Below are 25,161 nucleotides of genomic sequence, written 5' to 3'. Positions count from 1 at the left end.
TCACTAAATCAGTGCACCGTCCGAAGCTGTCGTGGGGTCGATTCGGGAGGCGGATGCACATGCTCACGCAGATCGAGACCGGTGCCGACGCGGCGGAGGCCGTGGCTCACCTGGACCCACCCGTTGCCCTCGCGACGTGGTGCCGGTTGCAGGTTCTGATCGCCGACGACAGCGCGTTCCAGCGCAAGCTCGTCACCGCGGCGCTGGAGCGGACCGGACGGTTCGACCTGGTCGTCGGCGCGTGCGACGGCAACGAGGCCATCGGCCTGGCCGAGCTCCTGCAGCCCGACGTCGTCCTGCTCGATCTCGCGATGCCCGGCCTCGGCGGGCTCGAGGCCCTGCCGCTGCTGCTCGCCGTCGCGCCGCGGACCCGGGTCATCGTGATGTCCGGCTCCGCCGTGGTCGAGCTCGGCGCCGAGGCCCTCGCCGCCGGCGCCCGCGGTTACGTCGAGAAGGGGTCGGAGACCGAGCTCCCCGCCGTCATCGACGCGGTGCTCTCCGCCGCTTGAGCCGACCGGCGGTGCCGCCCCTGACGGGGGACCGTCGGGGTCGGGGTCGCGGCCTCCGGGACCGACGCGGCCGTGACCGGAGTTGCCGTGACTGACGCGGCCGCGGTTGGGGCCGCGAGCGCGGCCGGCGGGATGACGAGGACCAACGGAACCGCGGCGGACAGGTCGAGGTGCGGGGCGATCTCGGTGAGAGCCTCGCGCAGCTTCGTGTACGGGTCGACCGGGGCGGCCGGCGCGGGCTCAGCAGCCGCAGCCGGAGCCGGGGCGTCGAGAGCGGTGAGCCGGGAGAGGATCGACTGGAACTCCGGGCTCGCGGTCGAGAGCGTCGGGCGCTGGACGGTCGCGTGCATCGGCGCGGTCCCGAGGACCACCCCCTGCTCCGCCGCCTCCGCGGCGTCGATCGCCGCCGCCAGGTCAAGCAGCGTCCCCGGCTGCTGCGCCGCCACCGCGGGAGTCGCCGGCGCGGAGGTGGCCGCCGTCTGCTCATGCATGAGCAGACGGTCGAACTGCGCCCGATTTGTCCCGGTCCCATCGACACCCTGCTCATGCATGAGCGGAGTGCTGGGGGCGCCGGGGGCCGCCGGGGCGGGAGCGCCGGGGCCGGGGACCTCGACGGTGAGGGCGTAGGACTCCCGGGCGAAGAAGCCCGCGACCCCGCCGGACCGAACCTTCTCGGCGGCGACGATGGTGACGTCGTCGCCGTGCTCGGCCCGAACCTGGGCGAGCAGCTCGGTGATGGACTTACCCTCCAACAGCAACCGCGGCACCGGTCACCACTCCCAACGCATCGATCGTGAGGCCGGCGGGGACCTCGTTGTAGGACAGCACCGCGAGACGCGGCAGGGACGGCGCGATCAGCCGGCGCACGGCGGCGCGCAGCTGGGGCGAGCAGACGAGGACGGGGGTGCGGCCGGTCCGCTCGGCCGCCTCGGTCACGCGGACGGCGTCGGAGACGATGGCCTCGACCCGGGCGCCGTCGAGCATCAGGTACCAGCCGGCCTCGGACTGCCGGACGGTCTCGAGCAGTGATTGCTCCAGCAGCGGGTCGAACGTCAGCACCGGCAGCCGCCCGTCGACCAGATGGGTTGCGCAGATCGCGGGCCCGAGGACGGTGCGCACCGCGGCGACTAGTCCGTCGAGGTCCGGGGAAGCCTTCGCACGCAGCGACAGCGCCTCGAAGATCCGGACCAGGTCACGGATCGGCACCTGCTCGGCGAGCAGGGCCTGCAGCACCCGCTGCACCTCGCCCACCGACATCAGAGCCGGCGTCAGTTCCTCGACCACGCTGGGGTGCGTGCGCTTGGTCAGGTCGAGCAAGGCGCGGACGTCCTCGCGGCCGAGCAGCTCGGACGCGTGCTCTCGCACCACCTCCGCGAGGTGCGTCGTCAGCACCGACGCGCGGTCGACGACCGTCGCGCCCGCGACCTCCGCGTGGGCGCGCATCTCCATCGGGACCCAGGTCGCCGGCAGGCCGAAGACCGGCTCGGTCGTCGCGCGGCCGGGCAGGCCGGACAGACCGTCGCCGATCGCGAGCACGCACCCGGGCGGGGCCTCGCCGCGCGCGACCTCGACCCCGTTGAGCTTGACCGCGTACGTCGACATCGGCAGGTCGAGGTTGTCGCGCGTCCGCACCCGCGGGAGGACGAGCCCGAACTCGATCGCGACCTTGCGCCGCAACGCGCGCACGCGCTCGAGCAGGTCGCCGCCGACCCCGGCGTCGACGAGGTCGAGCAGATCGGCCGCGAGCTCGAGCTCGATCGGGTCGATGCGCATCGCCTCGGCGAGCTGCTCGGGGGAGTCCGGGTTGACCGGCGGGGCGACCTCCTCCGGCTCGGGCCGGGGGTCCATCGCGTCCGGGACCCGCTGCGCCGCGATCAGCAGCGCGCCGCCGACGAGCACGAACGGCAGCTTCGGCAGACCCGGGATCAGGCAGAGCGCGAGGACGAACCCGCCGCCGAGGCGCATCGAGTGCTTCTGCGCGCCGAACTGGGCCACGATGTCGTCGCCCATGCCGCCGCGGGTCGTCGAGCGCGTGACGATCAGACCGGTCGCGACCGAGAGCAGCAGCGCCGGGATCTGCGTCACCAGGCCGTCGCCGATGGTCAGCAGGCTGTACTTCTCGATCGCCTCGCCCATCGACATGCCGTTCTGCATGACGCCGATGGCGAACCCGCCGAGCAGGTTGATCAGGATGATGATGATGCCGGCGATCGCGTCGCCCTTGACGAACTTGCTGGCGCCGTCCATCGCGCCGTAGAAGTCCGCCTCGGCGGCGACCTCCTCGCGCCGCTTGCGCGCGGTGTCCTCGTCGATCAGGCCGGCGTTGAGGTCGGCGTCGATCGCCATCTGCTTGCCGGGCATCGCGTCGAGGGTGAAGCGAGCGCCGACCTCCGCGACGCGGCCGGCGCCGTTCGTGATGACCAGGAACTGGATCACGACGAGGATCAGGAAGATGACCAGACCGATGACGAGGTTGCCGCTGATCACGAAGTGACCGAAGGCGTCGATCACCTTGCCGGCGTAGCCGTCGTCGAGGACCAGACGCGTCGAGGAGACGTTCAGGGAGAGCCGGAACAGCGTCGCGACCAGGATCAGCGACGGGAACACGGCGAAGTCGAGAGGCCGCTGCACCTGCATCGCGACGAGCAGGATCAGCAGGCTGACGGCGATGTTCGACGCGATGAGGACGTCGAGCAGGACGGCCGGCAGCGGCACGACCAGCATGATGACGATCGACACGATGCCGACGGGAATGCCGACCGTTGCCAGTCGGCGTCCCGCCGGCACCGTGCCGGACTTCCCGTTACGTCCGCTGGCCGCCGGACCCGGGAGAGCCGGGGGGCTCGACACGTCATCAACCTCCGCGAATCGGACGCGTCTCGGGCGAGACGACGAACGCCGAATCCGTGGCGGGTGGTACGCGGTGCCCTCCTGGCGCTGTTCTTATCGGCGCCCGGTGCGCGGACCTGAGCCGGACTCCGCGGTCAGCGCTCGGCGGGCGGAATGTCCCGAATCCGCGCGCTGAACGCGGCGATCTCGGTCTTGTCGTAGGAGAGCGAGCGGCGCTCGGTCGACGCCGGCCGCTGGGCGAGGGAGAGACCCGGCCGCCACTCCCGCGCGGGGCGGATCGGCCGCTGCTCGAAGCCCCCGCCGCAGTTCGGGCAGACGTTGTGCAGTTCGTTCTCGACGCACGACGAACAGAACGTGCACTCGTAGGTGCAGATCCGGGCGTCGAGGGAGTCCGGCGGTAGGTCGATGTCGCAGTACTCGCAGTTGGGACGCAGTTCGAGAGCCACGGGCTCGATCCTGCCTGCCCGAGCGTGAACCTGGCATGCCAATTGCGACGGTTGGGGCTCGTGGGGTTCCCGTGCGTCACTGCTCTTTCATTCGGCATGTCTCGTTCACGCCGACCGGCCCAGAACCTGCGGCAGCTTGTGCGTCCCGGCGGCGGAGCCGCGGGCCTTCAGGGAGAGGACGAACGCGAGGACGGCGGCGACGGCGGCGAACATCTCGCCGGGAATTTCCTGGTCGAGGTCGCAGGCCTGGTAGAGCGCGCGGGCGAGAGGGACGTCGGAGACCATCGGGACGCGGTGCTTGGTCGCCTCGTCGCGGATCCGGGCCGCGACGTGGCCGGCGCCCTTCGCGACGACGCGGGGCGCACCGCGGTCGGGGACGTACTGCAGCGCGACCGCGACGTGGGTCGGGTTGACCAGCACGACGTCGGCCTGGGCGATCTTGCTCATCATGCGGTTGCGGCTCATCGCCATCTGCTTCGAGCGGATCGCGCCCTTGAGCTGGGGGTCGCCCTCGGTCTGCTTGTGCTCCTGCTTGACCTCGTGCATCGACATCTTCAGTTGCTTGCCGACGCGCCGTCGCTGGTAGCCGTAGTCCGCGACGCCCATCAGCAGGCCCGCGATCGCGACGTCCCGCATCAGGTCGAACATCGTCCCCGAGACGATGTCGAGCTGGGCGGACAGCGGCATCCCGCCGGAGGTCAGCAGCACCGAGGTGCCCTTCACCGCGCGGTAGGCGATGAGCGCGGCGATCGTGGTCTTGAGGACGGTCTTCGTCGCCTCCCACCCGGCCTGGGGGCCGGCGATCCGCTTGAAGCCCGAGATCGGGTTCATACGCTTGAACTGCGGCTTCGCGTGCTTGGTCGCGAGGTGGATGCCACCCTGCGCCGCGGACGCGGCGAAGGTGACGACCGTCAGCCCCAGCATCAGGGGCGCGAGGATGATCGCCATGTCGCGGAACCCGTCGACGAAGAGCGCAAGCGCGGCCTCCTCCGTCGGTTCCGCGATGAGCTCGCCGGTGCGGTGGAACAGCGTGCGCAGGCGCGGACTCGCGAGGTGGATCGTGAACTGCAGCAGGTAACACGCGGCGAGCACGCCGGCCCAGGCGCCGATGTCCTGCGAGCGCGGGATCTGGCCCTCCTTGCGGGCCTCGCGCAGCTTCTTCGGTGTCGGTTTCTCGGTCTTGTCGGCGTCGCCGCCCCCACTCATTCGGTCTCACCTCCGAACAAGGAGAGCGTCGCGTCGGCGGCCGCGTCGGACAGGCCGTCGATCGCGCCCGGCAGCAGCGGGAACGTGAACCCGATCAGGGCGAGCGTGAGGAAGATCTTGAGCGGGAAGCCGAGCGTGAAGGCGTTCAGCTGCGGCGAGACACGGGTGAGCAGACCGAGCGCGACGTCCGCCAGGAACAGGACGATGATCATCGGCCCCGCGATCTCCAGCGCCGCGAGGAAGAACTGCGTCATTCCCTTGAGGAGGGTGTCGGCGGTCGCATCGAGCGCCACCCCCTCGGTCACCGGGATGGCGTCGTAGGAGCGCAGGAAACCCGACACGATCAGCAGGTGCGCGTCGGTGACGAACAGCAGCGTCAGCCCGAGGAGCTGGTGGAACCGGCCGAAGATCGAGCTCTGCGACATCGACATCGGGTCGTAGGCGCTCGCGAGCGTGAAGCCGCCGAACAGGTCGATCAGGTCGCCGGCGGCCTGAATCGCCGCGAACAGCAGGTACGTCACGAAGCCCAGCGCCGCGCCGGTGACGACCTGCAGGACGATCGCGCTGATCAGCCCGCCCGTCGAGAGCTCGGGCACCTTCGGGCCGATCTGCGACGCGACCGGAAGCGCGAGCGCAACCGCGAGCATCGCCTTGACGGTGCCCGGGATCGTGCGCGTCGCGAACGGCGGGCTGACCAGCAGCCACGCCGCCGATCGCACCGAGCCGAGCAGCAGCCCGAGCAGGGTCGGCATCGCGAACTCGACGCCCACGGCGCTACCCCGACGCGAGCAGCTGCGGGATCTGCTCGAAGAGCTGCTCGGTAAAGGTGATCATCGTCGAGAGCATCCAGTTGCCGCTGATCAGCAACGCGACGCCGACCCCGATCAGCTTCGGGACGAAGGAGAGCGTGACCTCCTGGATCATCGTCACCGACTGGAAGAGCGAGATCGCGAAGCCGATCACCAGCGCGGTCACCAGGATCGGTGCGCACAGCTTGGTCGCCACGATCATCGACTGGAGACCGATCGACATGACCTGGGTGTCGGTCAGGGCGTGATTGACCATCAGATCTCCCTCGTCAACCGTAGCTCTGGACGAGGGCGGTGATGATCAGCGCCCAGCCGTCGACGAGGACGAACAGCAGGATCTTGAACGGCAGCGAGATCATCACCGGCGGTAGCATCATCATGCCCATCGACATCAGCGCCGCGCTGACGACGAGGTCGATGATGAGGAACGGCACGAAGATGACGAAGCCGATGATGAACGCGCTCTTCAACTCCGAGAGCACGAAGGCCGGGATCAGCGTCGTCAGCTCGACGTCCTCGCGCGTGGCCGGCAGCTCCCGGTCGGCGACCTGCGACAGCATCGCGAGCTCGTCGGTGCGGGTGTGGTTGAGCATGAACTCGCGCAGCGGCTGCACGCCGTCGTTGAACGCCTGCGTCTGGGACTTCGTCCCGTTCAGGTAGGGCTGAATGCCGGTGTCGTTGACCTGCGAGAGCACCGGCCCCATGACGAACAGCGACAGGAACAGCGCCAGGCCGGCGAGGACCTGGTTCGGCGGGATCCCTTGCAGGCCCAGGGCGTTACGGGTCAGCGAGAGCACCACGACGATCTTGGTGAAGCTCGTCATCATCAGCAGCAGCGCCGGCGCGACCGACAGCAGCGTGATCGCGATGATGACCGTGATCGACGTGCTCGGCTTGTCCGTCAGCCCGCCGAGGTCGACGGTGACGGCACCGTCGGCCCCGCCTCCGCCCGGATTGGGCGCAGTGGGAGCGGCCGGAGCCGTCGGCGCCGTGATGGTGACGACGCCCGGCCCGGGGATCGGCACGGGAGCAGCAGCGGCGGAGCCGGCGCTCGCGAACAGGAGAGCGAACAGCGCAGTCAGGCCGAGCAGGAGCCCCGCGACCGCGCGCCCGAGGACGCGGCTCATCCCCTCCGGACGGTCCGTTCCCGCAGGGCATCCATGCCCATCCGCCAGGTGGCGGGCGAGAGAATCGAGCCCGCCAACGCACCCTGGCCGGCCATGGCCTGGGGTGCGGACGGGGCAGCGGAACGGGAACCGGTGGAGATGTTCTCTCCACTGAACAGGGCGCGCACGTTGGAGATGTCATCTCCAACGGCGGCGGGGAGGTCGGCGGGGATCTCGGCCGGGAGGACCTCGGCCACGGTGCGGCCGCGGAGCGCGGAGAGGTCGCGGATCTCCTCGCCCAGCTGGACGACGCTCTTCTCGGTGACGCCGAGGACGAGCGCCCGGTCCCCGACGCGGAGGACCGCGACGGAGGAACCGCGACCGAGCTGGGTGCGCGCGAGCACCTCGACCGTGTCGGTCGGCCGGCCGGAGGTGCGGTTCTTCAGCACCCGGGCGGCGACCCACATCAGGCCGAGGACCAGGGTGAACGAGAACCCGACCCGCAGCAGCAGCGCAAAGTTGTCAGTCACGCCAGGGACCCTCAGACCGTCCGGGCCGCGTCGGGCACGGCCGGGCCGACGATCTCGGTGATGCGGATGCCGAAGTCCTCGTCGACGACGACGACCTCGCCGCGGGCCAGCAGCGTGCCGTTGACCAGCAGGTCGGCGGGGCTGCCGGCGGCCCGGTCGAGCTCGACGACCGCGCCGGGGGAGAGCGAGAGCAGCTCGGAGATCGTCATGCGCGTGCGGCCGAGTTCGACCGTCACCTCCATGACGACGTCGCGCAGCAGGTCAAGGCCGGCGCCGGCGGCGATCCCGACGGCCGAACGCGCGGGGACGCTCTGGCGCGGGATCGCGGTGCCCGTCGGCTCGGTCACGTTCTGGGCGGCGGCGGGAGCTGACGGGGCCTCAGCCACGAATGTCTCCGGGGCGGCGACGACGATCGCCGTCGCGCACACCCAGCCGTCCGGGTCGTTGAGCGGGACGAGCCAGGCGTCGGGGAGCGAGAACAGTTCGGCGACGGCGGAGTCGAGGTCGACCGCGCGCGCCGGGCCGGCGGACGCACCGGCGGCCGTCGCCGCGGCGTCGAGCGCCGGCTGGACCGCGGCGGCCACGTCGAGCTCGCCCAGCGGGCTGGCGGCGAGCGCCTCGGTCAGCGTGGAGCCGACGACGACGGCGACGAGGCCGCGCTCGGGCTCGAGCGGAGCGACGACGACCGTGCTCGCGCCGGGCGGGAGCAGACCGAAGATCTCGGCCGGGGGCTGCCCGGCCGGGGCGGCCTCGCCGACGGTGGCGGGGGCCGCCAGCGGCAGCGTGGAGCTCAGCGCGGCGGCGACAGCGGGGACGACGCTCGGCAGGACGGAGGGTGCGGTCACGAAGTGCTCCCGGGGGCGGGCTCGGGCGGGGTGTCCACGATGCGGCAGGCGAGGGCCTGACCGCGGGTACCGGGGACGGCGTGCGCGAACGTGACGTCCGCGGCCGTGACGACGAGGGGAGCGGCGGCGCGGTGGTTCAGCCGCAGGACGTCCCCGACGGCGAGCGAGACCAGCGTGCGCGGGGTGAAGGTGGTGGGCGCGAAGCCGACCGAGACCTCGATCGGGACCGCCGAGATCCGCTCCTCGACGCGCACCGGGGCCGGCGTCGGCGTGACCGCACGCTGCGGGTCCGCGTTCGCACCGATCGCCACCTCGAGGAGGGGGAACAGGCTCGCGAACGGCAGACACAGCGTCGCGGGCGCCTCGGTCTCGCCGATGCGCAGGTCGAAGCCGGCGACGATCAGGACGTCCGCCGCGGCGGCGGCCTGGACGAACTGCGGGTTGTACTCGACGGCCGTGACGTCCGGTTCCATCCGGGCGATCGGTTCGAACGCGTAGCGGAGCTCGCCGAGGACGCGCGTCACGATCGTGCGCAGCAGCCCGACCTCGATGTCGGTCAGCGGGCGCTGCGGCTGCTCGCCGGTGCCCGGGCCGCCGAGGAGGCGGTCGACCGAGACCATCGCGCTCGTCATCGACAGCTCGAGGATCCCGGCGCCGGCCAGCGGCTCCACCGACAGGACGTTCACCATCGTCGGGTTGCTCAGCCGCGAGACGTACTCGTCGTAGGTGAGTTCCTCGATCGACGCGACGTGGACGGTCGTGACCGTGCGCAGGCTGGACGTCATGAGCGTCCCCCACTGCCGGGCGAACGTCTCGAACACGATCTCCAGCGACCGGACGTGCTTGCGCGAGAGCTTCGTCGACCGTCGGAAGTCGTACGCCCGCGGCTCCGTCCGCGACCCACGGCGGTTTCGCCCGAGGGTCGTCACACCGAACTGCCCGTCTGCCACGGTGCTCTGTTCGGCAGCGGACGGGGAGGCCTGAGTGAAACCCACGAAAGCGCAGATCCGTACGCCAGATCGGTCCGATTTGCGTACCGATCTGCGCTTTCGTGGTGATGTGGGGGGGCCGGCGCCTGCGGCGCCGCCGGCTACTGCATCACGAACTCCGTGAAGTACAGGTCCATCACGTCGTGGTGGTAGGCCTCGGCGATCGCCTCCAGGAGCTTGGTCTTGGCGGCCGAGCGGGCGGCGGCGGTGTTGAGCTCGGCGATCTTGCGGTTGGAGAGCTGGGCGATCGCGATGTCGAGGGCCTGGGAGCCGTCGGGCTCCTCGGCCCCGCCGCCGTGCCCGCCCCCGCCGGCGGAGGCGGCCGCCGTGAACTGCAGCGCCATCGAGAGCTTGAGGTAGTGCCCGCCGTCGAGGTTGAGCGTCAGCGGGTCGAGGCGGACGACCATGCCGGGCTCCGGCTCGCCGGATGCCGCCGGCTTCGGCTTGAGCACCAGGAAGTAGGCCGCGGCGAGCGCCACGAGGACGACGGCGACGAGAATCAGCTTCTTCTTCTTGCCGGGCTTGGCGCCGTCCTTGGCCGCCTTCCCCTTCTTGCCGGCAAGGTCTCCGGCGCCGTCCGTGGCGCCGTCCTCGGCCTTGCCCGGGCGAGGAATCGTGGGGGTGGTCATGTCTGCTCCTTCGCTGCCGATGTCGCTGAGCTACTCAGTTCCGGGACCTGCTGGGCGGCGACGGTGCCGAGCAGGGAGCGGTCCGTGGGGGCGAGGGTCGAACCGACGACGATCTCGACCCGGCGGTTGACGCGGTTGGCCTCCGCGGAGGTGCCGGGGATCAGCGGCCGTTGGTCGGCCCAGCCGGTCGCGGAGAGCCGGTTCGGGGCGATGCCCTCGGCCTCGACCATCCGACGCACGACCGCCGAGGCGCGGGCGCTGGAGAGCTCCCACTCCGACGGGTAGAACTTCGGGCTCACGGGGACGGTGTTGGTGTGGCCCTCGATCAGCAGGTCGTTCGGGGCGGAGCGCAGCACCGGGCCGAAGGCGTGGACGATCTCGCGCCCGGTCTCGGTGAGCTCGGCGCGGTCGGGGGCGAACATGACCGCGTCGGTGATAACCGAGACGACCAGGCCGCGCTCGTCGTAGCGGAACCGGACGGATTTCGCCGCCGACGTCCCCTGCAGGGCCTTGGCGATCGCCTTGCGGATCTTCTCCAGCGCCTCGACCTCCTTCTCGACCTGCGCCCGCGTGGCCTGCGCCTGTGCCATCGCCTCCTTGGAACGGGCGACCTTGATCGCCTGGTCGATCTGGTTCTTCACGTCCGTGCTGCCCGGCATAATCGGCCCGGAGGAGAGCGGGCCCTCCGGGGCGGAATCGCCGGGGACGGGGCTCCGGCCGGCCTGCACGGCCGCGAGCTCGTGCCCGAAGCTGGACGCGAGACTCGCGCGCAGCTCCCAGAACTTGGTCTCGTCGATGGTCGACATCGCGAACAGCACGATGAACAGCGCCATGAGCACGGTGATCATGTCCGCGTAGGACACGAGCCAACGCTCGTGGTTCTCGTGCTCCTCGTGCTCCTCGTGCCGGGCGCGCCGGCGGACCTTGGCGTGCGACATCTCAGGCCGCCTTGTCGACCAGTGCCCCCGGCGGCAGGAGGGCCTTCAGCTTCTGCGCGACCAGGCGCGGGTTCGAGCCGGACTGGATCGCGAGGATGCCCTCGACCGCGAGCTCCATGCGCGCGGCCTCCAACTCGACGATGCGGTCGATGCGCTTCGCGATCGGCAGCCAGATCACGTTGGCCGACAGGACGCCCCACAGCGTCGCGAGGAACGCGACCGCGATCGAGCCGCCGAGCTTGTCCGGCTCGGACAGCATGCCGAGCACGTGGACCAGCGACAGGACGGTGCCGATGATGCCGATCGTCGGCGCGTAGCCGCCGAAGTCGGTGAACAGCTTCGAGCTGACCTTCGCGTCCTTCTTGAACGCGCGGATCTCGGCCTCGAGGATCTCGGCGAGCTCGTCCGGGTCGGTGCCGTCGATCGCGTTCTCCAGGCCCTTCTTGAGAAAGGGGTCCTCGACGTGCCGCACCTTGTCGCCGAGCGCCAGCAGGCCCTCCTTGCGGGCGGTGCCGGCGAGGTCGACGAGCGTTGCGACGGTCTCGTCCGGCGGCGTCACCTTCGCGGTGAGGTACTTGGGCAGGCTCTTCATCGTGCCCAGGAAGTCCTTCATCGTGGAGCCGGCCAGGCCCGCACCGAAGGTGCCACCGAAGACGAGCAGGATCGGGGGCAGCAGGAACACCGACATCGGGTCCGCGCCCTCGAGGATCGCGGCGAGGAAGATCGCGCCGAAGGCCAGGCCGAGCCCGGCCAGGGTTGCCGGATCCATCAACGGTCCCGGTGGGGCAGCGCGACGACGGTCCCGTCGGAGGAGCGTGTGCGCGTCGGTGCCGGCGCGGGCGTCTGCGCGGGCGAGGCCTCACGCAGGACGTGCTCGGCGAGCGCGGCGGCGGCGATCACCGACGCCCGGTACGTCCGGATCCGCTCGACCAGCTCGTCGAGCGACTCGGCGATGACGTACTTCGTGCCGTCGACCAGCGTCACGACCGTGTCCGGGCTGGCCTCGGCCCGTTCGATGAGATCGGGGTTCACGGCGAACGTGGGTCCGCCGAGGCGGGTCACGACGATCATTGCGGCACCATCCTTGGGCCTGAGGACAACAAGGGGTGACACCCCTTATTCGATTCGGTTGTCGGGGCCGATCCGTCGGCCCGTCATCGGTCAGTTCGGCAGCGGAGCGCCCGTTCTGAGCGCCCTGCTGCTCCGGGATGACGTCCCGCAGCGGTGCCTGTCAGCCCTCCTCCGGGCTGACGCGGGCCCCCTGCGGGACGTCATCCCGCGGGATCAGCGCTTGAGGTTGACCAGGTCCTCGAGGATCTGGTCGCTGGTGGTGATGACGCGGGAGTTCGCCTGGAAGCCGCGCTGGGCGACGATCAGGTTGGTGAACTCGGCCGCGAGGTCGACGTTGCTCATCTCGAGCTGGCCGGAGGAGAGCAGGCCGCGGCCGGCGGTCCCGGCGGTGCCGAGTTGCTCGGTGCCCGAGTTGACCGTCGTGCGGTACATCGACCCGCCGACCTTCTCCAGCCCCGGCGGGTTGTTGAAGTTCGCGAGCGCGACCTGCGCCAGCGGGCTCTTGAGGCCGTTGGAGAAGACGCCGATGAGCGTCCCGTCCGGCGACATCGTGAACGCCTGCAGGGTGCCCATCGCCGAGCCGTTCTGGCCGGTCGCGGCGAGGCTGTTCTGCCCGGCGAAGCCGGTGATCGTGCTGGTGTCGACCGTGACGACCTGCCCGCCGGTGGCGGTGAAGGTGAGCGACGTGGCGGACGGGGTCGCGCCGGCGCCGGTGAACGACAGCGTCGCGGGGGAGAGCGTGCCGACGCTGGACGTCAGGTTCCAGACGCCGCCCGCGGCGAGCGTCGCGGTGACGTCCATGTCGGTCGGGGTGCCGGCCGCGTCGTAGATCTTGATCGACGTGCGGACGACGGTGCCGAGGGCCGCGTCGGACGGCAGGTTGCCGGCCAGCGTCGCGGTGCTCGTCGCGACCGGCGGCAGGACCGCGCCGACCGGCAGCTGGATGTCGCCGACCGGGGCGTTGGTGTCGATCAGCCCGTTGTTCGCGGACCAGCCCTGCACGACTGCGCCCTCGGGCGTGGTCAGGCGGCCGTCGGTGTCGAAGGAGAACGCACCCGCGCGGGTGTAGAGGTTCTCGCCGCCGTTGCGGACGACGAAGAAGCCGTCGCCCTGGATCATCAGGTCCGTCGAGCGGCCGGTGGACTGCGCCGAGCCCTGCGCGAAGTTCGTCGTGATCGCGGCCAGGCGCGTGCCCAGGCCGACCTGCGCCGGGTTCGTGCCGCCGTTGCCGCCGACCGGCGCACCCGCGCCCTTGAGCAGCTGCGAGAGCGTGTCCTGGAAGACCGTCGTGCTCGACTTGAAGCCCGTCGTGTTCACGTTGGCGATGTTGTTGCCGGTGACGTCCATCATCGTCTGGTGCGAGCGCAGACCGGAGATGCCGGCGAAGAGCGAGCGAAGCATGAAGAGTCTCCTGTTACTGGGGGTTCGCGGGAGTCGCCCGCACCGAGGTGATGTCGCCCATGGCGACCTGCGTGCCGTCCGCCACCGTCAGGTAGGGGCCGGCGGCGGTGAACGAGGCGGCGTGAACGACGCCCGAGAGTTCGGTCCCGTCGGCATTGAGCCAACTGACGGTCCGTCCGACCATCGCGCTCACACCGAACACGCTCTGCGCGGTGAGCGACTGGGTGACCGCCGCGGCGATCTCCTCCAGCTTCTCGACCTGCGTGAACTGCGCGGTCTGCGCCATGAACTGCGCCGAGTCGGTCGGCGCGGTCGGGTCCTGGTACTTCAGCTGCGCGACGAGCAGCTTGAGGAACGCGTCCTTGCCGAGCGTGTTGCCCGGCGTGCTGGTCGCCGCCGGCTTCGGCTCGAAGAGCGACGAGATCGGGGTGGGGGGTAGGACGGTCAACGTTTCTCCTGACTACAGCTGCAGGTCGAGCGAGCCGGCGGGTGCCGGGGTGCCGGCGCCGGTGGGTGCTCCGGCGTTTGTGTTCTGCGTGGTGCCGTGCGGGACACGCCCGTCCCCGCCCGCCCAGGCGGGACGGGCGTGCCCGTTCTGGGGGTCGCCCGGGCCGGGCTGCGGCGAGCCGCCGTCCCCGCCGAGCGAGAAGGTGCCCGTGCCGATGCCGGCCGCTTCGAGCGCGCGCCGCAGGTCGGGCAGGGCCGCGCGCAGGGCGTCGCGGGCGGCCTCGCTCTGGCCGGCGAGCCGGAGCTCGACCGTCCCGTCCCGGAGTTCGAGCTCCACCCGGACCGGGCCGAGCTCCTCGGGCGTGACCTCGACGGACAGGACGTGCGTCCCCTCCGCCCCGCCCTGGTGCACCGCGGTGATCGGGGCGGCGAGCTGCGCCGCCAGGGGTGCGGGCGTCGGAGTCGCGGGAGTCGCGGACGACGCCGCGGCCGCGGGACCCACGGTCGAGGTCGCCGACGTGGGCGCAGCGCCCGGAGCCGCGCCGGCCGGGGTGACCCCGTCCGACTTCTCCGGCGCGCCGCGCCCTTCCCCGGCGGGGGATGGCCGCCCCGCGCCGGAGAAGTTGGGGTTGTGGGGGTCCTGGCCGGATGAGCTGCCAGCGGGGTCGGCGCGTCCCTCGAACGGGGCGGCCTTGTCCGGCGACTTGGGCGCGGGAGCCGGGGCCTCCGAGACCTCCGAGACGTCGGCCCCGCCCGGGGTGGCCGTCTTCTCCTGCGTGCCGCGCCCATCCGAGGCGGTCGATGGGCGCGCCTCGCCGGAGAAGTCGAGACCGGCCGGGCCCGTCGCGGCGGAATCGGCGGTGCCCGTGGCGGCGGCCGGTGTCGCGCACGCCGCCGCGACAGAGCCGGTCGCCGGAGTCGCTGCCGAGGCCGGGTCCGCGCCGCCCGGGGTGGGGGCCGCGCCCGGGAGCGGGGACGGGGCGACGACCCCCGCCGCGAGGGCCGACTTCTCCGGCGTGCCGCGCCCATCCGAGGCGACGGATGGGCGCGCCTCGCCGGAGAGGTCGGACGCCGCGGGGGCCGGGGTGCCGAGGAGAGCCGCGACGAGGTCGGCGACCATCCCCGCGAACTGCTCGCCCGAGCCGGAGCCGGTACCGGCGTCCGCGTCCGACCCCGAGTCCGTGGCCGCGCGGCCGGTCGGGGCCGTCGCGGGGACGGGCACCGGGAGCGAACCGATCGTGGGGGTCGTCATGACGCACTCCCTCCGAGCGCGGCGGCCAGGGCCGGGTACTGGGCCAGCAGTGAGTTCGCCGTCCCGCCCGGCAGCGCGGTCGCCAGGGCGTTCGCCACTCCGCTCGGCAGCCCACCCGGCAGGGCGTTGCTGACCGGAGCGGTCTCGGGGAGCAGGCGGCGGATGTGGGTCGGGGTCTCGTAGACGTCGGAGATCTCGACGACCTTTCCGGGCCGGGGGGCGTGGATCATCTTGTTGTCGCCGAGGTAGATCGCCACGTGGTCGACGGGGGAGTCGAAGGCGAGCAGGTCGCCGGGCTTGGCATTGGCGAGCCCGTTCACGGCGGTGCCCTCCTTCGCCTGCTGGTAGCTGACGCGGGGCAGGTCGATGCCGACGTGGCCGTAGACCAGCTGGGTCAGGCCGGAGCAGTCCAGTCCCTTGGCGGGGTTGGTGCCGCCCCAGACGTAGGGGACGCCGAGGTAGCGCTTCGCGTCGGCGATGAGCTCGGCGGCCGTGCCGGTCGCCTTGGAACCCGCCCCCGAACCCGCGCCGGTTGCCCCGGTCGAGTTGGTCGCCTCGGCGAGCGCGGCGGCAAAGGTGGTCGCGGTCGAGCCCGACGCCGTCGACGTCGACGCCGACGCCGACGCCGACGCGACGGTCTGCAGCGGCGAGACGAACTGCGCGGTGATGGCCGCCATGCGGGCCTGCACGTCGGCGATGCTCATGGCTGGTCCTCCCGGGCGGCGAAGAGACGGGCGCCGGCACGGTCGTCGGCCTCCCGCTGCTCCGCGGCCTCGCGTTCGCGCAGCTCCGCCTCCTTCTGACGCTGCGCCAGATCCTCGACACCCTCGCGCTCACGCCGGGTGGTGGCGAAGCGGGCCATGGCCGCAGCGGCGTCCGCGTCCCGGGCGACCGCGACCTCGCGGGCGACCGCGACGTCGGAAGCCATCGTCAGCAACGCCGCGCGGGCCGCGAGCCATTGCGACGCCTCGGCCGTGCCGGGCTCGGGTCGGCCGGCGAGCGCCGCCTCGCGGCGGGCGAAGTCGGTCGCGGCGCGGTGGGACGCGGCCTGGGCCGCGGCGGCCTCGGCCTTCGCGATGTCCTCGCGCAGCTTGCGCACCTTGAGCACGGTGCCGAGCAGGAATCTCATGCCGCACCCCCGAGCAGCGCGGACAGCGCGGTCCACGCCTCGGTGGCGGAGGTCTGCCCGTGCAGGTCCTGGCGCAGGAACGCGTCGATCGCCGGGGCGAGCTCGCGCGCCCGGTCGACGACCGGGTTCGTCCCGGCCACGTAGGCGCCGATCTCGATCAGGTCGCGGGCGTCGCGGTGCGCGGCCATCAGCCGGCGCAGTTCGGTCGCGAGCGCGCGCTGCTCCGGCGTCGTCACCGCGCCGGAGACGCGGGACACCGACTCCAGCACGTCGATGCTGGGGAAGTGCCCGGCGGTCGCGAGGCGCCGGGTCAGGGTGACGTGCCCGTCGAGGATCGACCGCGCTGCGTCCGAGACCGGCTCGTTGTGGTCGTCACCGTCGACGAGGACGGTGTAGATGCCGGTGATCGACCCGGTCTCGCCCGGGCCCGCCCGCTCCAGCAGCCGCGGCAGCAGCGCGAACACCGACGGCGGGTACCCGCGGGTGGCCGGCGGCTCGCCGGCGGAGAGCCCGACCTCGCGCTGGGCGTAGGCCAGGCGGGTCAGCGAGTCCATCAGCAGCAGGACGTCCTGGCCGGAGTCGCGCAGGTGCTCGGCGATCCGCGTCGCGACGAACGGCGCGCGCAGACGCACCATCGGCGGCGCGTCCGAGGTCGCGACGACCACGACGGCGCGCGCGAGGCCCTCGGGCCCCAGGTCGTTCTCCAGGAACTCGCGGACCTCACGGCCACGCTCGCCGACCAGGCACACGACGGTCACCGCCGCCTCGGTGCCGCGCGTGATCATCGACAGCAGCGAGGACTTACCGACGCCGGACCCGGCGAAGATGCCGATGCGCTGACCACGGCCGACGGGCACCAGCGTGTCGAGGGCGCGGACGCCGACCGACAGCGGTTCGTTCACCCGGCCGCGCCGCAGCGGGTGCGGGGCGTCGGCCTCGACGGGGACGCGCTCGAGCCCGGCCGGCAGCGGCCGACCGTCGATCGGCGAGCCGAGGCCGTCGAGCACGCGACCGCGCAGCGCCTCCCCGACGCCGACGGTCAGCGCGGAGCCGGTGCCCCGCGCGGGGTGTCCGGCGCGGATGCCGTTCGTCGAGCCCAGCGGCATGCACGCGAGGCGGCTGCCCTCGGCGGTCGCCGGGCGCACCGCCACGACCTCCGCCGGGATCTCGTCCGGCCCCAGCATCACGAGCTCACCGACCGCGGCCTCGACGCCGACGACGTCGACGACCAGCCCGACGACACCCGTCACCAGACCGGTCGCACGCGGGCGCGCGGCGGCGAGGACGTCAGCAGCGAACATGGTCGTCACAGCCCCAGCACCGCCCGAACGCGCTCCAGGGCCGGTCCGAGCTGGGCGTCGACACGGGTGGCGTCGCAGTCGACGACCGCCCCGCCACGCTCGACGTTCGGGTCGGCGACGACGAGCACCTCACGACCGAGGTCGGCCGAGGCCAGCGCGGCGCGTGTCGCTGACGCATCGTCAGGATGCAGTCGCGCGGTGACCGACCGGTTCTGCGGAAGCAGCACCAGCGCTCGCCGGATCGCGTCGAGACCGGGGTCGGTCGCGAGCGTCAGCTCCCGGCCGAGCAGGCTCTCCGCGAGCTCGACGGCGCCGCGCACGATCGCGTCCGTCAGCTCCTGCGCGGGCACGACGGCCCGAGCCTCGAGAGAGTCAGCGGCCGCCGTCAGCGCCCGCAGCGCGTTCAGCAGTTCGAGGTCGGACCGCTCGGCGGCCACGGCACGCTCGGTGGCGAACCGCGCGGACTCCTCGCGGGCGGCCTCGTCCGCGGCCCGCCGGCCCTGGGCCCACCCGACGGCGTAGCCCTCGGCCCGCGCCGCGGCCCGCGTCTCCGCGGACAGCTCCTCGAGCGCCGTGCGTTGCAGGGGGTCGAGCAGTCCCTCCAGCGGTGCCGCGGGCAGGTCGGCCGCCGCGGTCCCGCGCATCAGGCGGGAGGGAAGCTCAGGAGACGAAGTCATCGTCGGACTCCCGTCGCATCACGAGCTCGCCGGACTCCTCGAGGGAACGGATGCTCTGGACGATCGAGGCCTGGGCCTCCTCCACGGTGCGCAGGCGCACCGGACCGAGCAGGTCGATCTCCTCGAGGAGGTTCTCGGCGGCCCGTTCGGAGATGTTCTTCAGGATCTTCTCCTTGACGTCCTCGCTGACGCCCTTGAGCGCGGTGGCGAGCGTGCTGGTGTCGATCTGACGGAGGACCAGCTGAACGCTCCGGTCGTCCAGGCCGACGATGTCCTTGAACATGAACATGTGGCTGCGGATCTCGTCCGCGAGGTCGGGGTCGCGCCCCTCCAGACCTTCGAGGATCAGCTTCTCCGTCGAGCGGTCCGCGCGGCTGATGATGTCCACCAGCGGCGAGATGCCGCCGACCTCGGAGAACTCGCTGGTCGCGAGCACCGAGAGCAGGCGCCGCTTCAACGACGCCTCGACCGAGGTGATGATCTCCGGCGACGTCCGGTCCATGACCGCGATGCGGTGCGCCACGTCGGCCTGCAGCTCCGGCGCGAGCCCGCCCAGCACCAGGGAGGCCTGGTCGGCGCTCATGTGCGCCAGGACGAGCGCGATCGTCTGCGGGTGCTCGTCCGAGAGGTAGGACAGGATCTGCCGCGGGTCCGCGCGGCGGAGGAACTCGAAGGGGATCTCCTTCATCGACGCGGAGATCCGGCCGATGACCTCGTCCGCCTTCTCCTCGCCGAGCGCGCCCGCGAGCAGGTCGCGTGCGTAGCGGACACCACCTTCCAGCACGACGTGCCGCGCGGCCGCCATCTCGCGGAACTCGGTGATGACCTTGTCCGCGAGCTCGGAGTCCACGTGCTGCAGGCGCACGATCTCGGCCGTCACGGCCTCGACCTCGGTGTCCCGCATCTGCGCCAGAATCCGCGCGGAGTCGTCCCGCGGCACCTGCATCAGCAGGATGGCCGCCTTCGTCACGCCGGACAGCGTGGCCAGCTCGCTCATCTAGGACCGCCGGTCCGCGAGCCAGCCGCGCAGCAGCTGCGCGACCTCGTCGGGCTGGGACTTCACGAGGTCGCCGACGTCGTTCCGGGCCTCGGCGGCGGGCGACGCGGCGAGCTCGCCGTAGGCGCCGGTGGCGACCCCGCCCGGGATCGCGGCCAGTTCCGACGTCTCCGACTGCTGGGCGGCCAGGGCGCGCTGCAGGGCCTCGATCTCGCGGCGGTCCTCGGCGACCCGCGACATCCGGGCCATCTTGCGCCGGCCCCAGAGGAACAGCATCAGCAGGAGCAGCGCCCCGCCGAGGTACTTGGCCCCGGTGAAGATCATCGCGTTGCGCTCGGCGGCGGCCTCGGCCTTCTTCGCGGCGGCGAGCTCCTCGGCGGCCGCGGTGGCCGCGGTCTCGTCGAACGGCAGGGCGTCGACGACGACGGTGTCGCCGCGCTCGGCGTTCAGGCCGACCGCGGAGGACACCAGCGCCTCGATCTGCGCGGTGTTCACCGCGGTCGCCGTCTTGGCGTCGAGCAGGACCGCGACGTTGAGCTTGCGCACGGCGCCGGGGGCGGAGGTCCGCTCCTCGACGACGCGGTTCAGCGGGTTGTTCTGCGTCCCGGTCGTCTTCTCGTAGTTGCCGGTCCCGCCCGCGCCGTTGTTCGGCACCGCCTGGTTGTCCGGCCCGAGGACGCCGCCGACCGCCGCACCGTTGCCGGTGAACTTCTCGGTCGTGGTCGACGTGGCCGAGGGCTTGGTGCCGGGGTCGGTGAAGGTCTCGCTGGTGGTCTTCGTCGCGTCGAAGTCCAGGTCGGCGGAGAGCCGGACCTCGGAGTGGCCGGGACCGACGACGCGGTCGATCATCGCCTGCAGGTCGGACGCGACGCGGGTCTCGTACTCGCGGGTCTGCTGCGCGCGGTTGTCCGCCGCGGTGCCGGCCGACGACTCCGCCGACGCCGAGAGAGTCTTGCCGGTCGAGTCGGCGACGGTCACCTGGTCGGGCTTGAGGTTCTCCACCGCGGAGGAGACCAGGTTGACGATCGACTGGACCTGACCCGACGTCAACGACGTCCCGGGCGCAGTGTCGACGAGCACGGACGCCTTGGCGGTGTCGGCCTGCTTGGTGAAGACCGTCTTCTCCGGCAGCGCCAGGTGCACGACCGCGGTGTTGACGCCCTCGATGCCCTGGACGGTGCGGGCGAGCTCGCCCTCCAGCGCGCGCCGGTAGCCGACGTCCTGCTGGAACTTCGAGGTCGTGATGCCCTGCTTGTCGAGGATGCCCCACCCGCTGCTGCTCGAGCTCGGGGCGATGCCCTTGCCGCTCATCGCGATGCGGGTGTCGTACACCTGCGCCTGCGGGACGAGGATCGTCGTGCCGCCGTTCGCCAGCTGGTACGGCGTCCCCGCCGCGTTGAGCTGGTCGACGATCGCGGACGCGTCCGCCGGCGCGACGTTGGTGAACAGGGGTGCGTAGGTCGGCTTGGTCGCCCACGACATGAAGAAGTAGGCGCCGAACAGCAGCCCGAGAACCCCGACCACCGAGACGACCTTCTGGCCGACGGTGAACGAGGAGAACATCCGGCCGCCCTTGCCGAGCAGGCCGGAGACGACGGGTGGCATCAGTGGGTCTCCGTCACTTTCGCCGTGACACTCGCCGAAGAGCGCGCGGTCACAGCGGCATCCGCAGGATCTCGTTGAACGCCTCGACCGCCTTGTTCCGGACGGCCACGGTCAGCTCGGTCGCGAGCTGGGCCTGGGTGGCGGCGATCGTGTACTGGTGGACATCGGTCAGTTGACCGGTCGCGGCCTGGACCGCGAGCCCCTCGGCCTTGGCCTGGGTGCCGGCGAGGGCCTCGAGGCCGTTGCCGAGCGCGGTCGCGAACGAGTCCCCGGACGGCGCCGCGGCGGTCGTCGCGCCGGTCGCGACCGGCGGGGTGATCGGGGCGATCGGCGTGAAGCCGACGGGCGAGATGCTCATGCGCGTCCGACCTGAATCGCGGCCGAGTAGGCGTCACGTGCGCGGTCCACGACCGCGAGCGAGGCCTGGTAGCCGCGCTGGGCGACGATCAGCTGCGTCATCTGCGCGGCGAGGTCGATGTCCGGCAGTCGGACGTTGCCGTTCTCGTCCGCCAGCGGGTGCTGCGGGTCGTACACGATGCGGCCCTCGGCGTTGCCGAGCGCGGTGCCGGCGACCGCGACCCCGCCGGTCCCGTTGCCGTAGTCGACGGCCTGCGCGAGCACGTAGCGCGCGCGGAACGCCTCCTCGTTCGTCGACCGGACGGTGTTGACGTTGGCGAGATTGTCGGCGACCGCGTCGAGCCACTTGCGGTGGACGGTGACGCCGGAGCCGGCGATGCCGAAGACGGAGAACAGGCTCATCGTCACACCGCCCGCATCGAGGCGCGCAGGACGCCGAACTCGTGGTCCGCGGCCCGCAGCATCAGCGAGTAGCGCAGACCGGTGTCGACGTTGAGCAGCGTCTCCCGGTCGAGGTTGACGTTGTTGCCGTCGGTGCGGGTCGGCTCGAGCGAGCGGGCGATCGACCAGGTCGGACCGCCGGAGGTGTCGCCGGTGGCGACGGCGCTCGCGAGCGCGTCCTCGAACTGCACCTTGCCGGCGAGGAAGCCGGGCGTGTTGATGTTCGCGACGTTGTCCGCGATCGCGCGCTGGCGGGCGGCAAGACCGTCCAGGGCGCTGGTGATCGCGTACATCGCGATGCTGCCCGATGTGGGGCCGGATGTGAGGCCGATGGCGTCGAACACGGACCGCTCCGATGCGAAAGATCGAAACTGCTGGTGGGGCAGCGCCGGTCCGTGGCGCTTGAGGGGGTGGCCGTCCTGGCTCGCCGGTTCTTGTCGGCCGGGCGGACGGGGAGTTGAGGAGTCTGAGCCGGCTCTCGTCACGGATTGTTGCCGGGACCGCCGTGCCGGAAGGAAAGGACCTTCGACCCTGGGTGACCGCCGTCGCGTTCGGTTTCATGCTTTCAGGCGGCCGCCCAACTCCCGGTCGCTGCACTCACTCTGGCGGGTGAGGTTCTCGGGGTGACGTGAGGGCTCGGATCGTTGCGGTCGATCCGGGCCCTCACGGCGTCCGTCATCTGGCGGTGTGTCACGACCATTTGTGACGTCCACCGATAACGTCTACCGAAGGCCTCAAGTCCGCGGGCCCGGGCACCGATACGTCTCGGAAGGCTCGGCTCACGGGGGACGCTCAGCCGAACGGGAAGCAGGCAGGACATGGACACCACCGGCGACGGCACCGGCGAACCGATCACCGTCTTCCTCCTCGACGACCACGAGATCGTGCGGCGCGGAGTGGCGGATCTGCTGAACTCCGCCCCCGACATCACGGTCATCGGCGACGCCGGCACGGCCGCGCAGGCGCTGGCGCGGATCCCGGCGCTCAAGCCGCAGGTCGCCGTCCTCGACGCCCGGCTGCCCGACGGCAGCGGCATCGACGTCTGCCGCGACATCCGCTCGGCGATGCCCGAGGTGCGGTGCCTGATCCTCACCAGCTACGACGACAACGACGCGATCTTCGCCGCCGTCATGGCCGGCGCCGCGGGCTACCTGCTCAAGGAGATCCGCGGGACGAGCCTGCTCGACGCGATCCGCCAGGTCGCGGAGGGCAAGTCGCTGCTCGACCCGTCCGTGACCGAGCGCCTGCTCGCCCGCCTGCGCGACGGCACCCCGGCCGACCCGCGCATGGCGTCGCTCTCCGAGCGGGAGCGGGAGATTCTCGGCCTGATCGCCGACGGCCTCACCAACCGCCAGATCGGCGAGCGCCTGTTCCTCGCCGAGAAGACCGTGAAGAACTACGTCTCGGCCCTGCTCGCCAAGCTTGGCATGGAGCGCCGGACCCAGGCCGCGGTCTACGGCGCGGAGCTGCGCAAGCCGAACGCCTGAGCTCACCGGCGCCGAAAGGCCGCCCGGACGAACGCCTGGGCGGTGCCCCAAGGGGTGATGTGTTGCTCGCGGTCGTCCTCCAGCAGCTCGAAGTCCGCGCCGAGGAGAGCCGCGAGGTCCGCTGCTGAGTACCGGACCACGGGCAGGCCCGAGCACCGGTCCGGGCCGTCGGGCGCGAACGTCGAGAGGACGACGAGTGACTCCCGCCGGGTCGCGCTCGCGAGCGTCTCCAGGTACGCCGCCCGGTCATCGGAGGAGACCAGGAAGTGCAGCACCGCGCGGTCGTGCCAGAGTTCGAAGGGCGATCGCGGCCGCCAGGTGCGCACGTCCGCGACGATCCATTCCACGTTCGCCGACCGGGACCCGAGCCGGTCACGGGCGAGAGCGAGCGCTGTCGCCGAGAGGTCGAGCACCGTCACGTCCCGGTGGCCGCGGGCGACGAGCCCGTCGACCAGCGGCGACGCTCCGCCACCGGCGTCGAGAACGCGGGCTGAGGTGGGCACGTCCAAGCGGTCGAGAAGTTCGAGGACCGGCGCCGCCGTCGGCGCGTACCAACTGACGCCCCGCTCGCCCTCGGCTGCGTAGGCGGCGTCCCAGTGCTCCGTGGTCCCTGGCATCGATCCGCTCCGGAAGATATTGTACGGACAATTGGTTCCGGTGGGACCGATGCAGTGGGAGATCGCCATGATCCTGAACCAGTACTACCTGCAGTGCCTGTCGCAGGCGTCCTACCTGGTGGCGGACCCGGTCAGCCGCCGGGCGGTGGTCGTCGACCCCCGCCGCGACGTCGAGCAGTACCTGCAGGACGCGAAGGCGCAGGACCTGACGATCGAGCTGGTCCTGCTCACCCACGTCCACGCCGACTTCATCCCGGGGCACACCGAGCTCTCGGAGCGGACCGGGGCCGAGATCGCGATGGGCGAGCTCTCGCCGGTCGAGTTTCCGATCCGCCGCCTCGCCGACGGCGAGCGCATCCCGCTCGGCGACCCGGAGACCGGCGTCGTCCTCGAGGTGCTCGCCACCCCGGGGCACACGCCCGAGTCGATCACGCTCGCCGTGTACGAGCGGGGGAGCGACCCCGCGCCGCACGCGATCCTCACCGGCGACACGCTCTTCCTCGGCGACGTCGGCCGGCCCGACCTGCTCGGCTCGGCGGGCCGCACCGCGGACGAGATGGCGCGGATGCTCTACCGCTCGCTGCACACGAAGCTGCTGCCGCTGCCCGACGAGGTGCTCGTTTACCCCGGCCACGGCGCCGGCAGCGCGTGCGGCAAGGCGCTCTCGACCGACACCGTCTCGACCCTGGGCGACCAGCGCCGCGGCAACTACGCGCTCGCGCCGATGAGCGAGGACGAGTTCGTCTCGGTCGTCACCGACGGGCTCGGGGCGCCGCCGGTGTACTTCGTCGACGAGGTCGCGGTGAACAAGGCCGGACACCTCCCGTTCGACCCGGAGCTCCCGGTGCAGGAGGTCGACGCGGCCACCGCGATCAGCCACCAGCAGCGTCTGGGCTACCTGCTGCTCGACGTCCGCGACGACCAGGCCTTCGCCGCCTCCCACCTGCGGGGCGCGATCAACGTCGGGCTGTCGGGCCGGTTCGCCGAGTACGCCGCGGCCCTGATCGCCGCCGACCAGCCGGTGATTCTCGTCGGCTCGCCCGAGCAGTGCGCCGAGGCGCGGATGCGCCTCGCCCGCGTCGGCATCGACCTCGTCGCGTGTCAGCTGACCGACCTCGAGGAGCTGACGAACAACCCCGAGCTCGTCGTCTCCTCGTCACGGCTGACGGTGCATCAGGCCGCTGCGGCCATCGCGGCGAACCCGGACCTGCAGGTCGTCGACGTCCGCGGCCCCGGCGAGCACAAGGGCGGCGCTCTTCCCGGCGCGGTCAACCTCTGCGTCACCCGGCTGCGGACGACCCTCGACCAGCTCGACCGTACCCGCCCGGTCCTCGTCCACTGCGCCGGCGGCTACCGCTCCATCGCCGCCGCGAGCCTCCTCGAGGCCAACGGCTTCCCCGACGTCTCCGACCTCCTCGGCGGCTACTCCGCCTGGGCCGCCGAGTCCTCCGCCGCGTAGTCGCTGTCAAGAAAGGGTGACACCCCCTACTCCGCAGTAAGGGGTGTCACCCTTTCTTTTCCA

The 25,161-nt window shown here is 71.8% G+C and carries 30 protein-coding genes; 3 read left to right on the top strand and 27 right to left on the bottom strand.

Going from position 1 to position 25,161, the window contains the following annotated elements:
- The first annotated feature begins 59 nt into the window (after positions 1 to 59).
- Positions 60 to 509 (top strand): response regulator, encoded by a 450-nt coding sequence (locus tag SPOPO_RS27755; RefSeq protein ID WP_169577154.1) that lies wholly within the window; start codon positions 60 to 62, stop codon positions 507 to 509.
- Here the strand turns inward: SPOPO_RS27755 and SPOPO_RS0104710 are convergent.
- The 26 genes from SPOPO_RS0104710 to SPOPO_RS0104585 form a co-directional block, all read right to left on the bottom strand.
- On the bottom strand, positions 443 to 1,276 hold the full coding sequence (locus SPOPO_RS0104710) for a hypothetical protein (RefSeq protein ID WP_028984521.1): 834 nt from the start codon (positions 1,274 to 1,276) through the stop codon (positions 443 to 445). The genes SPOPO_RS27755 and SPOPO_RS0104710 overlap by 67 nt on opposite strands.
- Positions 1,251 to 3,233 carry a flagellar biosynthesis protein FlhA gene (gene flhA, locus SPOPO_RS0104705; protein ID WP_051098502.1) on the bottom strand — a complete coding sequence of 661 codons (1,983 nt, stop codon included), beginning with the start codon at positions 3,231 to 3,233 and terminating at the stop codon, positions 1,251 to 1,253. The genes SPOPO_RS0104710 and flhA overlap by 26 nt, the downstream gene beginning before the upstream one ends.
- A 260-nt stretch (positions 3,234 to 3,493) precedes the next feature.
- Positions 3,494 to 3,805, bottom strand: coding sequence for a DUF1272 domain-containing protein (locus SPOPO_RS0104700; protein WP_019873629.1), 312 nt, complete (start codon positions 3,803 to 3,805; stop codon positions 3,494 to 3,496).
- A 105-nt stretch (positions 3,806 to 3,910) separates the two neighbouring features.
- A complete protein-coding gene (locus SPOPO_RS0104695; protein ID WP_019873628.1) occupies positions 3,911 to 5,011 on the bottom strand; it encodes an EscU/YscU/HrcU family type III secretion system export apparatus switch protein in 1,101 nt (366 codons plus the stop codon).
- On the bottom strand, positions 5,008 to 5,781 hold the full coding sequence (gene fliR, locus SPOPO_RS0104690) for a flagellar biosynthetic protein FliR (protein ID WP_019873627.1): 774 nt from the start codon (positions 5,779 to 5,781) through the stop codon (positions 5,008 to 5,010). The genes SPOPO_RS0104695 and fliR overlap by 4 nt, the downstream gene beginning before the upstream one ends.
- A 4-nt stretch (positions 5,782 to 5,785) precedes the next feature.
- A complete protein-coding gene (locus SPOPO_RS0104685; RefSeq protein ID WP_019873626.1) occupies positions 5,786 to 6,076 on the bottom strand; it encodes a flagellar biosynthetic protein FliQ in 291 nt (96 codons plus the stop codon).
- Between the two features lie 13 nt (positions 6,077 to 6,089).
- Positions 6,090 to 6,947 (bottom strand): flagellar type III secretion system pore protein FliP, encoded by an 858-nt coding sequence (gene fliP / locus SPOPO_RS0104680; RefSeq protein WP_019873625.1) that lies wholly within the window; start codon positions 6,945 to 6,947, stop codon positions 6,090 to 6,092.
- Positions 6,944 to 7,456 (bottom strand): FliO/MopB family protein, encoded by a 513-nt coding sequence (locus tag SPOPO_RS32385; RefSeq protein ID WP_019873624.1) that lies wholly within the window; start codon positions 7,454 to 7,456, stop codon positions 6,944 to 6,946. Before SPOPO_RS32385 ends, fliP begins: the two co-directional genes overlap by 4 nt.
- A gap of 11 nt (positions 7,457 to 7,467) precedes the next feature.
- Positions 7,468 to 8,301, bottom strand: coding sequence for a flagellar motor switch protein FliN (gene fliN / locus SPOPO_RS27745; RefSeq protein WP_019873623.1), 834 nt, complete (start codon positions 8,299 to 8,301; stop codon positions 7,468 to 7,470).
- The gene (locus tag SPOPO_RS0104665) at positions 8,298 to 9,251 is read right to left on the bottom strand and encodes a flagellar motor switch protein FliM (RefSeq protein ID WP_156869567.1); all 954 of its coding nucleotides are present in this window, start codon (positions 9,249 to 9,251) and stop codon (positions 8,298 to 8,300) included. Before SPOPO_RS0104665 ends, fliN begins: the two co-directional genes overlap by 4 nt.
- A gap of 140 nt (positions 9,252 to 9,391) precedes the next feature.
- A complete protein-coding gene (locus SPOPO_RS27740; protein ID WP_019873621.1) occupies positions 9,392 to 9,919 on the bottom strand; it encodes a flagellar basal body-associated FliL family protein in 528 nt (175 codons plus the stop codon).
- Entirely contained in the window at positions 9,916 to 10,857 is a 942-nt protein-coding gene (locus tag SPOPO_RS27735) for an OmpA/MotB family protein (RefSeq protein WP_019873620.1), read from the bottom strand. Before SPOPO_RS27735 ends, SPOPO_RS27740 begins: the two co-directional genes overlap by 4 nt.
- A 1-nt stretch (position 10,858) precedes the next feature.
- Positions 10,859 to 11,626 (bottom strand): motility protein A, encoded by a 768-nt coding sequence (locus tag SPOPO_RS0104650; RefSeq protein WP_019873619.1) that lies wholly within the window; start codon positions 11,624 to 11,626, stop codon positions 10,859 to 10,861.
- Positions 11,626 to 11,928 (bottom strand): flagellar FlbD family protein, encoded by a 303-nt coding sequence (locus SPOPO_RS0104645; RefSeq protein WP_019873618.1) that lies wholly within the window; start codon positions 11,926 to 11,928, stop codon positions 11,626 to 11,628. The genes SPOPO_RS0104650 and SPOPO_RS0104645 overlap by 1 nt, the downstream gene beginning before the upstream one ends.
- Positions 11,929 to 12,141: 213 nt before the next feature.
- On the bottom strand, positions 12,142 to 13,329 hold the full coding sequence (locus SPOPO_RS0104640) for a flagellar hook protein FlgE (RefSeq protein WP_019873617.1): 1,188 nt from the start codon (positions 13,327 to 13,329) through the stop codon (positions 12,142 to 12,144).
- 13 nt (positions 13,330 to 13,342) lie between these two features.
- Complete coding sequence (locus SPOPO_RS27730) at positions 13,343 to 13,777, bottom strand: flagellar hook capping FlgD N-terminal domain-containing protein (protein ID WP_019873616.1); 435 nt, start codon at positions 13,775 to 13,777, stop codon at positions 13,343 to 13,345.
- Between the two features lie 12 nt (positions 13,778 to 13,789).
- The gene (locus SPOPO_RS0104630) at positions 13,790 to 15,028 is read right to left on the bottom strand and encodes a flagellar hook-length control protein FliK (RefSeq protein ID WP_019873615.1); all 1,239 of its coding nucleotides are present in this window, start codon (positions 15,026 to 15,028) and stop codon (positions 13,790 to 13,792) included.
- Complete coding sequence (locus tag SPOPO_RS27725; protein ID WP_019873614.1) at positions 15,025 to 15,732, bottom strand: C40 family peptidase; 708 nt, start codon at positions 15,730 to 15,732, stop codon at positions 15,025 to 15,027. Before SPOPO_RS27725 ends, SPOPO_RS0104630 begins: the two co-directional genes overlap by 4 nt.
- On the bottom strand, positions 15,729 to 16,157 hold the full coding sequence (locus SPOPO_RS0104620; protein WP_019873613.1) for a hypothetical protein: 429 nt from the start codon (positions 16,155 to 16,157) through the stop codon (positions 15,729 to 15,731). The genes SPOPO_RS27725 and SPOPO_RS0104620 overlap by 4 nt, the downstream gene beginning before the upstream one ends.
- Complete coding sequence (locus SPOPO_RS0104615) at positions 16,154 to 17,458, bottom strand: FliI/YscN family ATPase (protein WP_156870412.1); 1,305 nt, start codon at positions 17,456 to 17,458, stop codon at positions 16,154 to 16,156. The genes SPOPO_RS0104620 and SPOPO_RS0104615 overlap by 4 nt, the downstream gene beginning before the upstream one ends.
- Before the next feature lie 5 nt (positions 17,459 to 17,463).
- A complete protein-coding gene (locus tag SPOPO_RS27720) occupies positions 17,464 to 18,135 on the bottom strand; it encodes a FliH/SctL family protein (protein ID WP_084670885.1) in 672 nt (223 codons plus the stop codon).
- The gene (fliG, locus tag SPOPO_RS0104605) at positions 18,119 to 19,132 is read right to left on the bottom strand and encodes a flagellar motor switch protein FliG (protein WP_019873610.1); all 1,014 of its coding nucleotides are present in this window, start codon (positions 19,130 to 19,132) and stop codon (positions 18,119 to 18,121) included. Before fliG ends, SPOPO_RS27720 begins: the two co-directional genes overlap by 17 nt.
- A complete protein-coding gene (fliF, locus tag SPOPO_RS0104600; RefSeq protein WP_019873609.1) occupies positions 19,133 to 20,737 on the bottom strand; it encodes a flagellar basal-body MS-ring/collar protein FliF in 1,605 nt (534 codons plus the stop codon).
- Between the two features lie 49 nt (positions 20,738 to 20,786).
- The gene (gene fliE / locus SPOPO_RS0104595) at positions 20,787 to 21,095 is read right to left on the bottom strand and encodes a flagellar hook-basal body complex protein FliE (RefSeq protein WP_019873608.1); all 309 of its coding nucleotides are present in this window, start codon (positions 21,093 to 21,095) and stop codon (positions 20,787 to 20,789) included.
- Positions 21,092 to 21,496: a flagellar basal body rod protein FlgC gene (locus tag SPOPO_RS0104590; RefSeq protein WP_028984518.1), complete on the bottom strand. Its 405-nt coding sequence runs from the start codon at positions 21,494 to 21,496 to the stop codon at positions 21,092 to 21,094. The genes fliE and SPOPO_RS0104590 overlap by 4 nt, the downstream gene beginning before the upstream one ends.
- 2 nt (positions 21,497 to 21,498) lie before the next feature.
- Positions 21,499 to 21,879 carry a flagellar basal body rod protein FlgB gene (locus SPOPO_RS0104585; RefSeq protein ID WP_019873606.1) on the bottom strand — a complete coding sequence of 127 codons (381 nt, stop codon included), beginning with the start codon at positions 21,877 to 21,879 and terminating at the stop codon, positions 21,499 to 21,501.
- Between the two features lie 474 nt (positions 21,880 to 22,353).
- Here SPOPO_RS0104585 and SPOPO_RS0104580 point away from each other — a divergent pair, with 474 nt between their 5' ends.
- On the top strand, positions 22,354 to 23,022 hold the full coding sequence (locus SPOPO_RS0104580) for a response regulator (RefSeq protein WP_019873605.1): 669 nt from the start codon (positions 22,354 to 22,356) through the stop codon (positions 23,020 to 23,022).
- A gap of 2 nt (positions 23,023 to 23,024) precedes the next feature.
- Here SPOPO_RS0104580 and SPOPO_RS0104575 read toward each other — a convergent pair whose 3' ends face one another.
- Entirely contained in the window at positions 23,025 to 23,639 is a 615-nt protein-coding gene (locus SPOPO_RS0104575) for a class I SAM-dependent methyltransferase (protein ID WP_019873604.1), read from the bottom strand.
- A 49-nt stretch (positions 23,640 to 23,688) separates the two neighbouring features.
- Between SPOPO_RS0104575 and SPOPO_RS0104570 the strand changes: the two genes are divergently transcribed.
- Positions 23,689 to 25,098, top strand: coding sequence for an MBL fold metallo-hydrolase (locus SPOPO_RS0104570; protein WP_245541764.1), 1,410 nt, complete (start codon positions 23,689 to 23,691; stop codon positions 25,096 to 25,098).
- The last annotated feature ends 63 nt before the right edge of the window (positions 25,099 to 25,161 follow it).

Origin of the sequence: Sporichthya polymorpha DSM 43042 (assembly GCF_000384115.1) — a bacterium.
Taxonomy (GTDB): domain Bacteria; phylum Actinomycetota; class Actinomycetes; order Sporichthyales; family Sporichthyaceae; genus Sporichthya; species Sporichthya polymorpha.
This window is presented reverse-complemented; position numbering and strand designations above follow the sequence as displayed.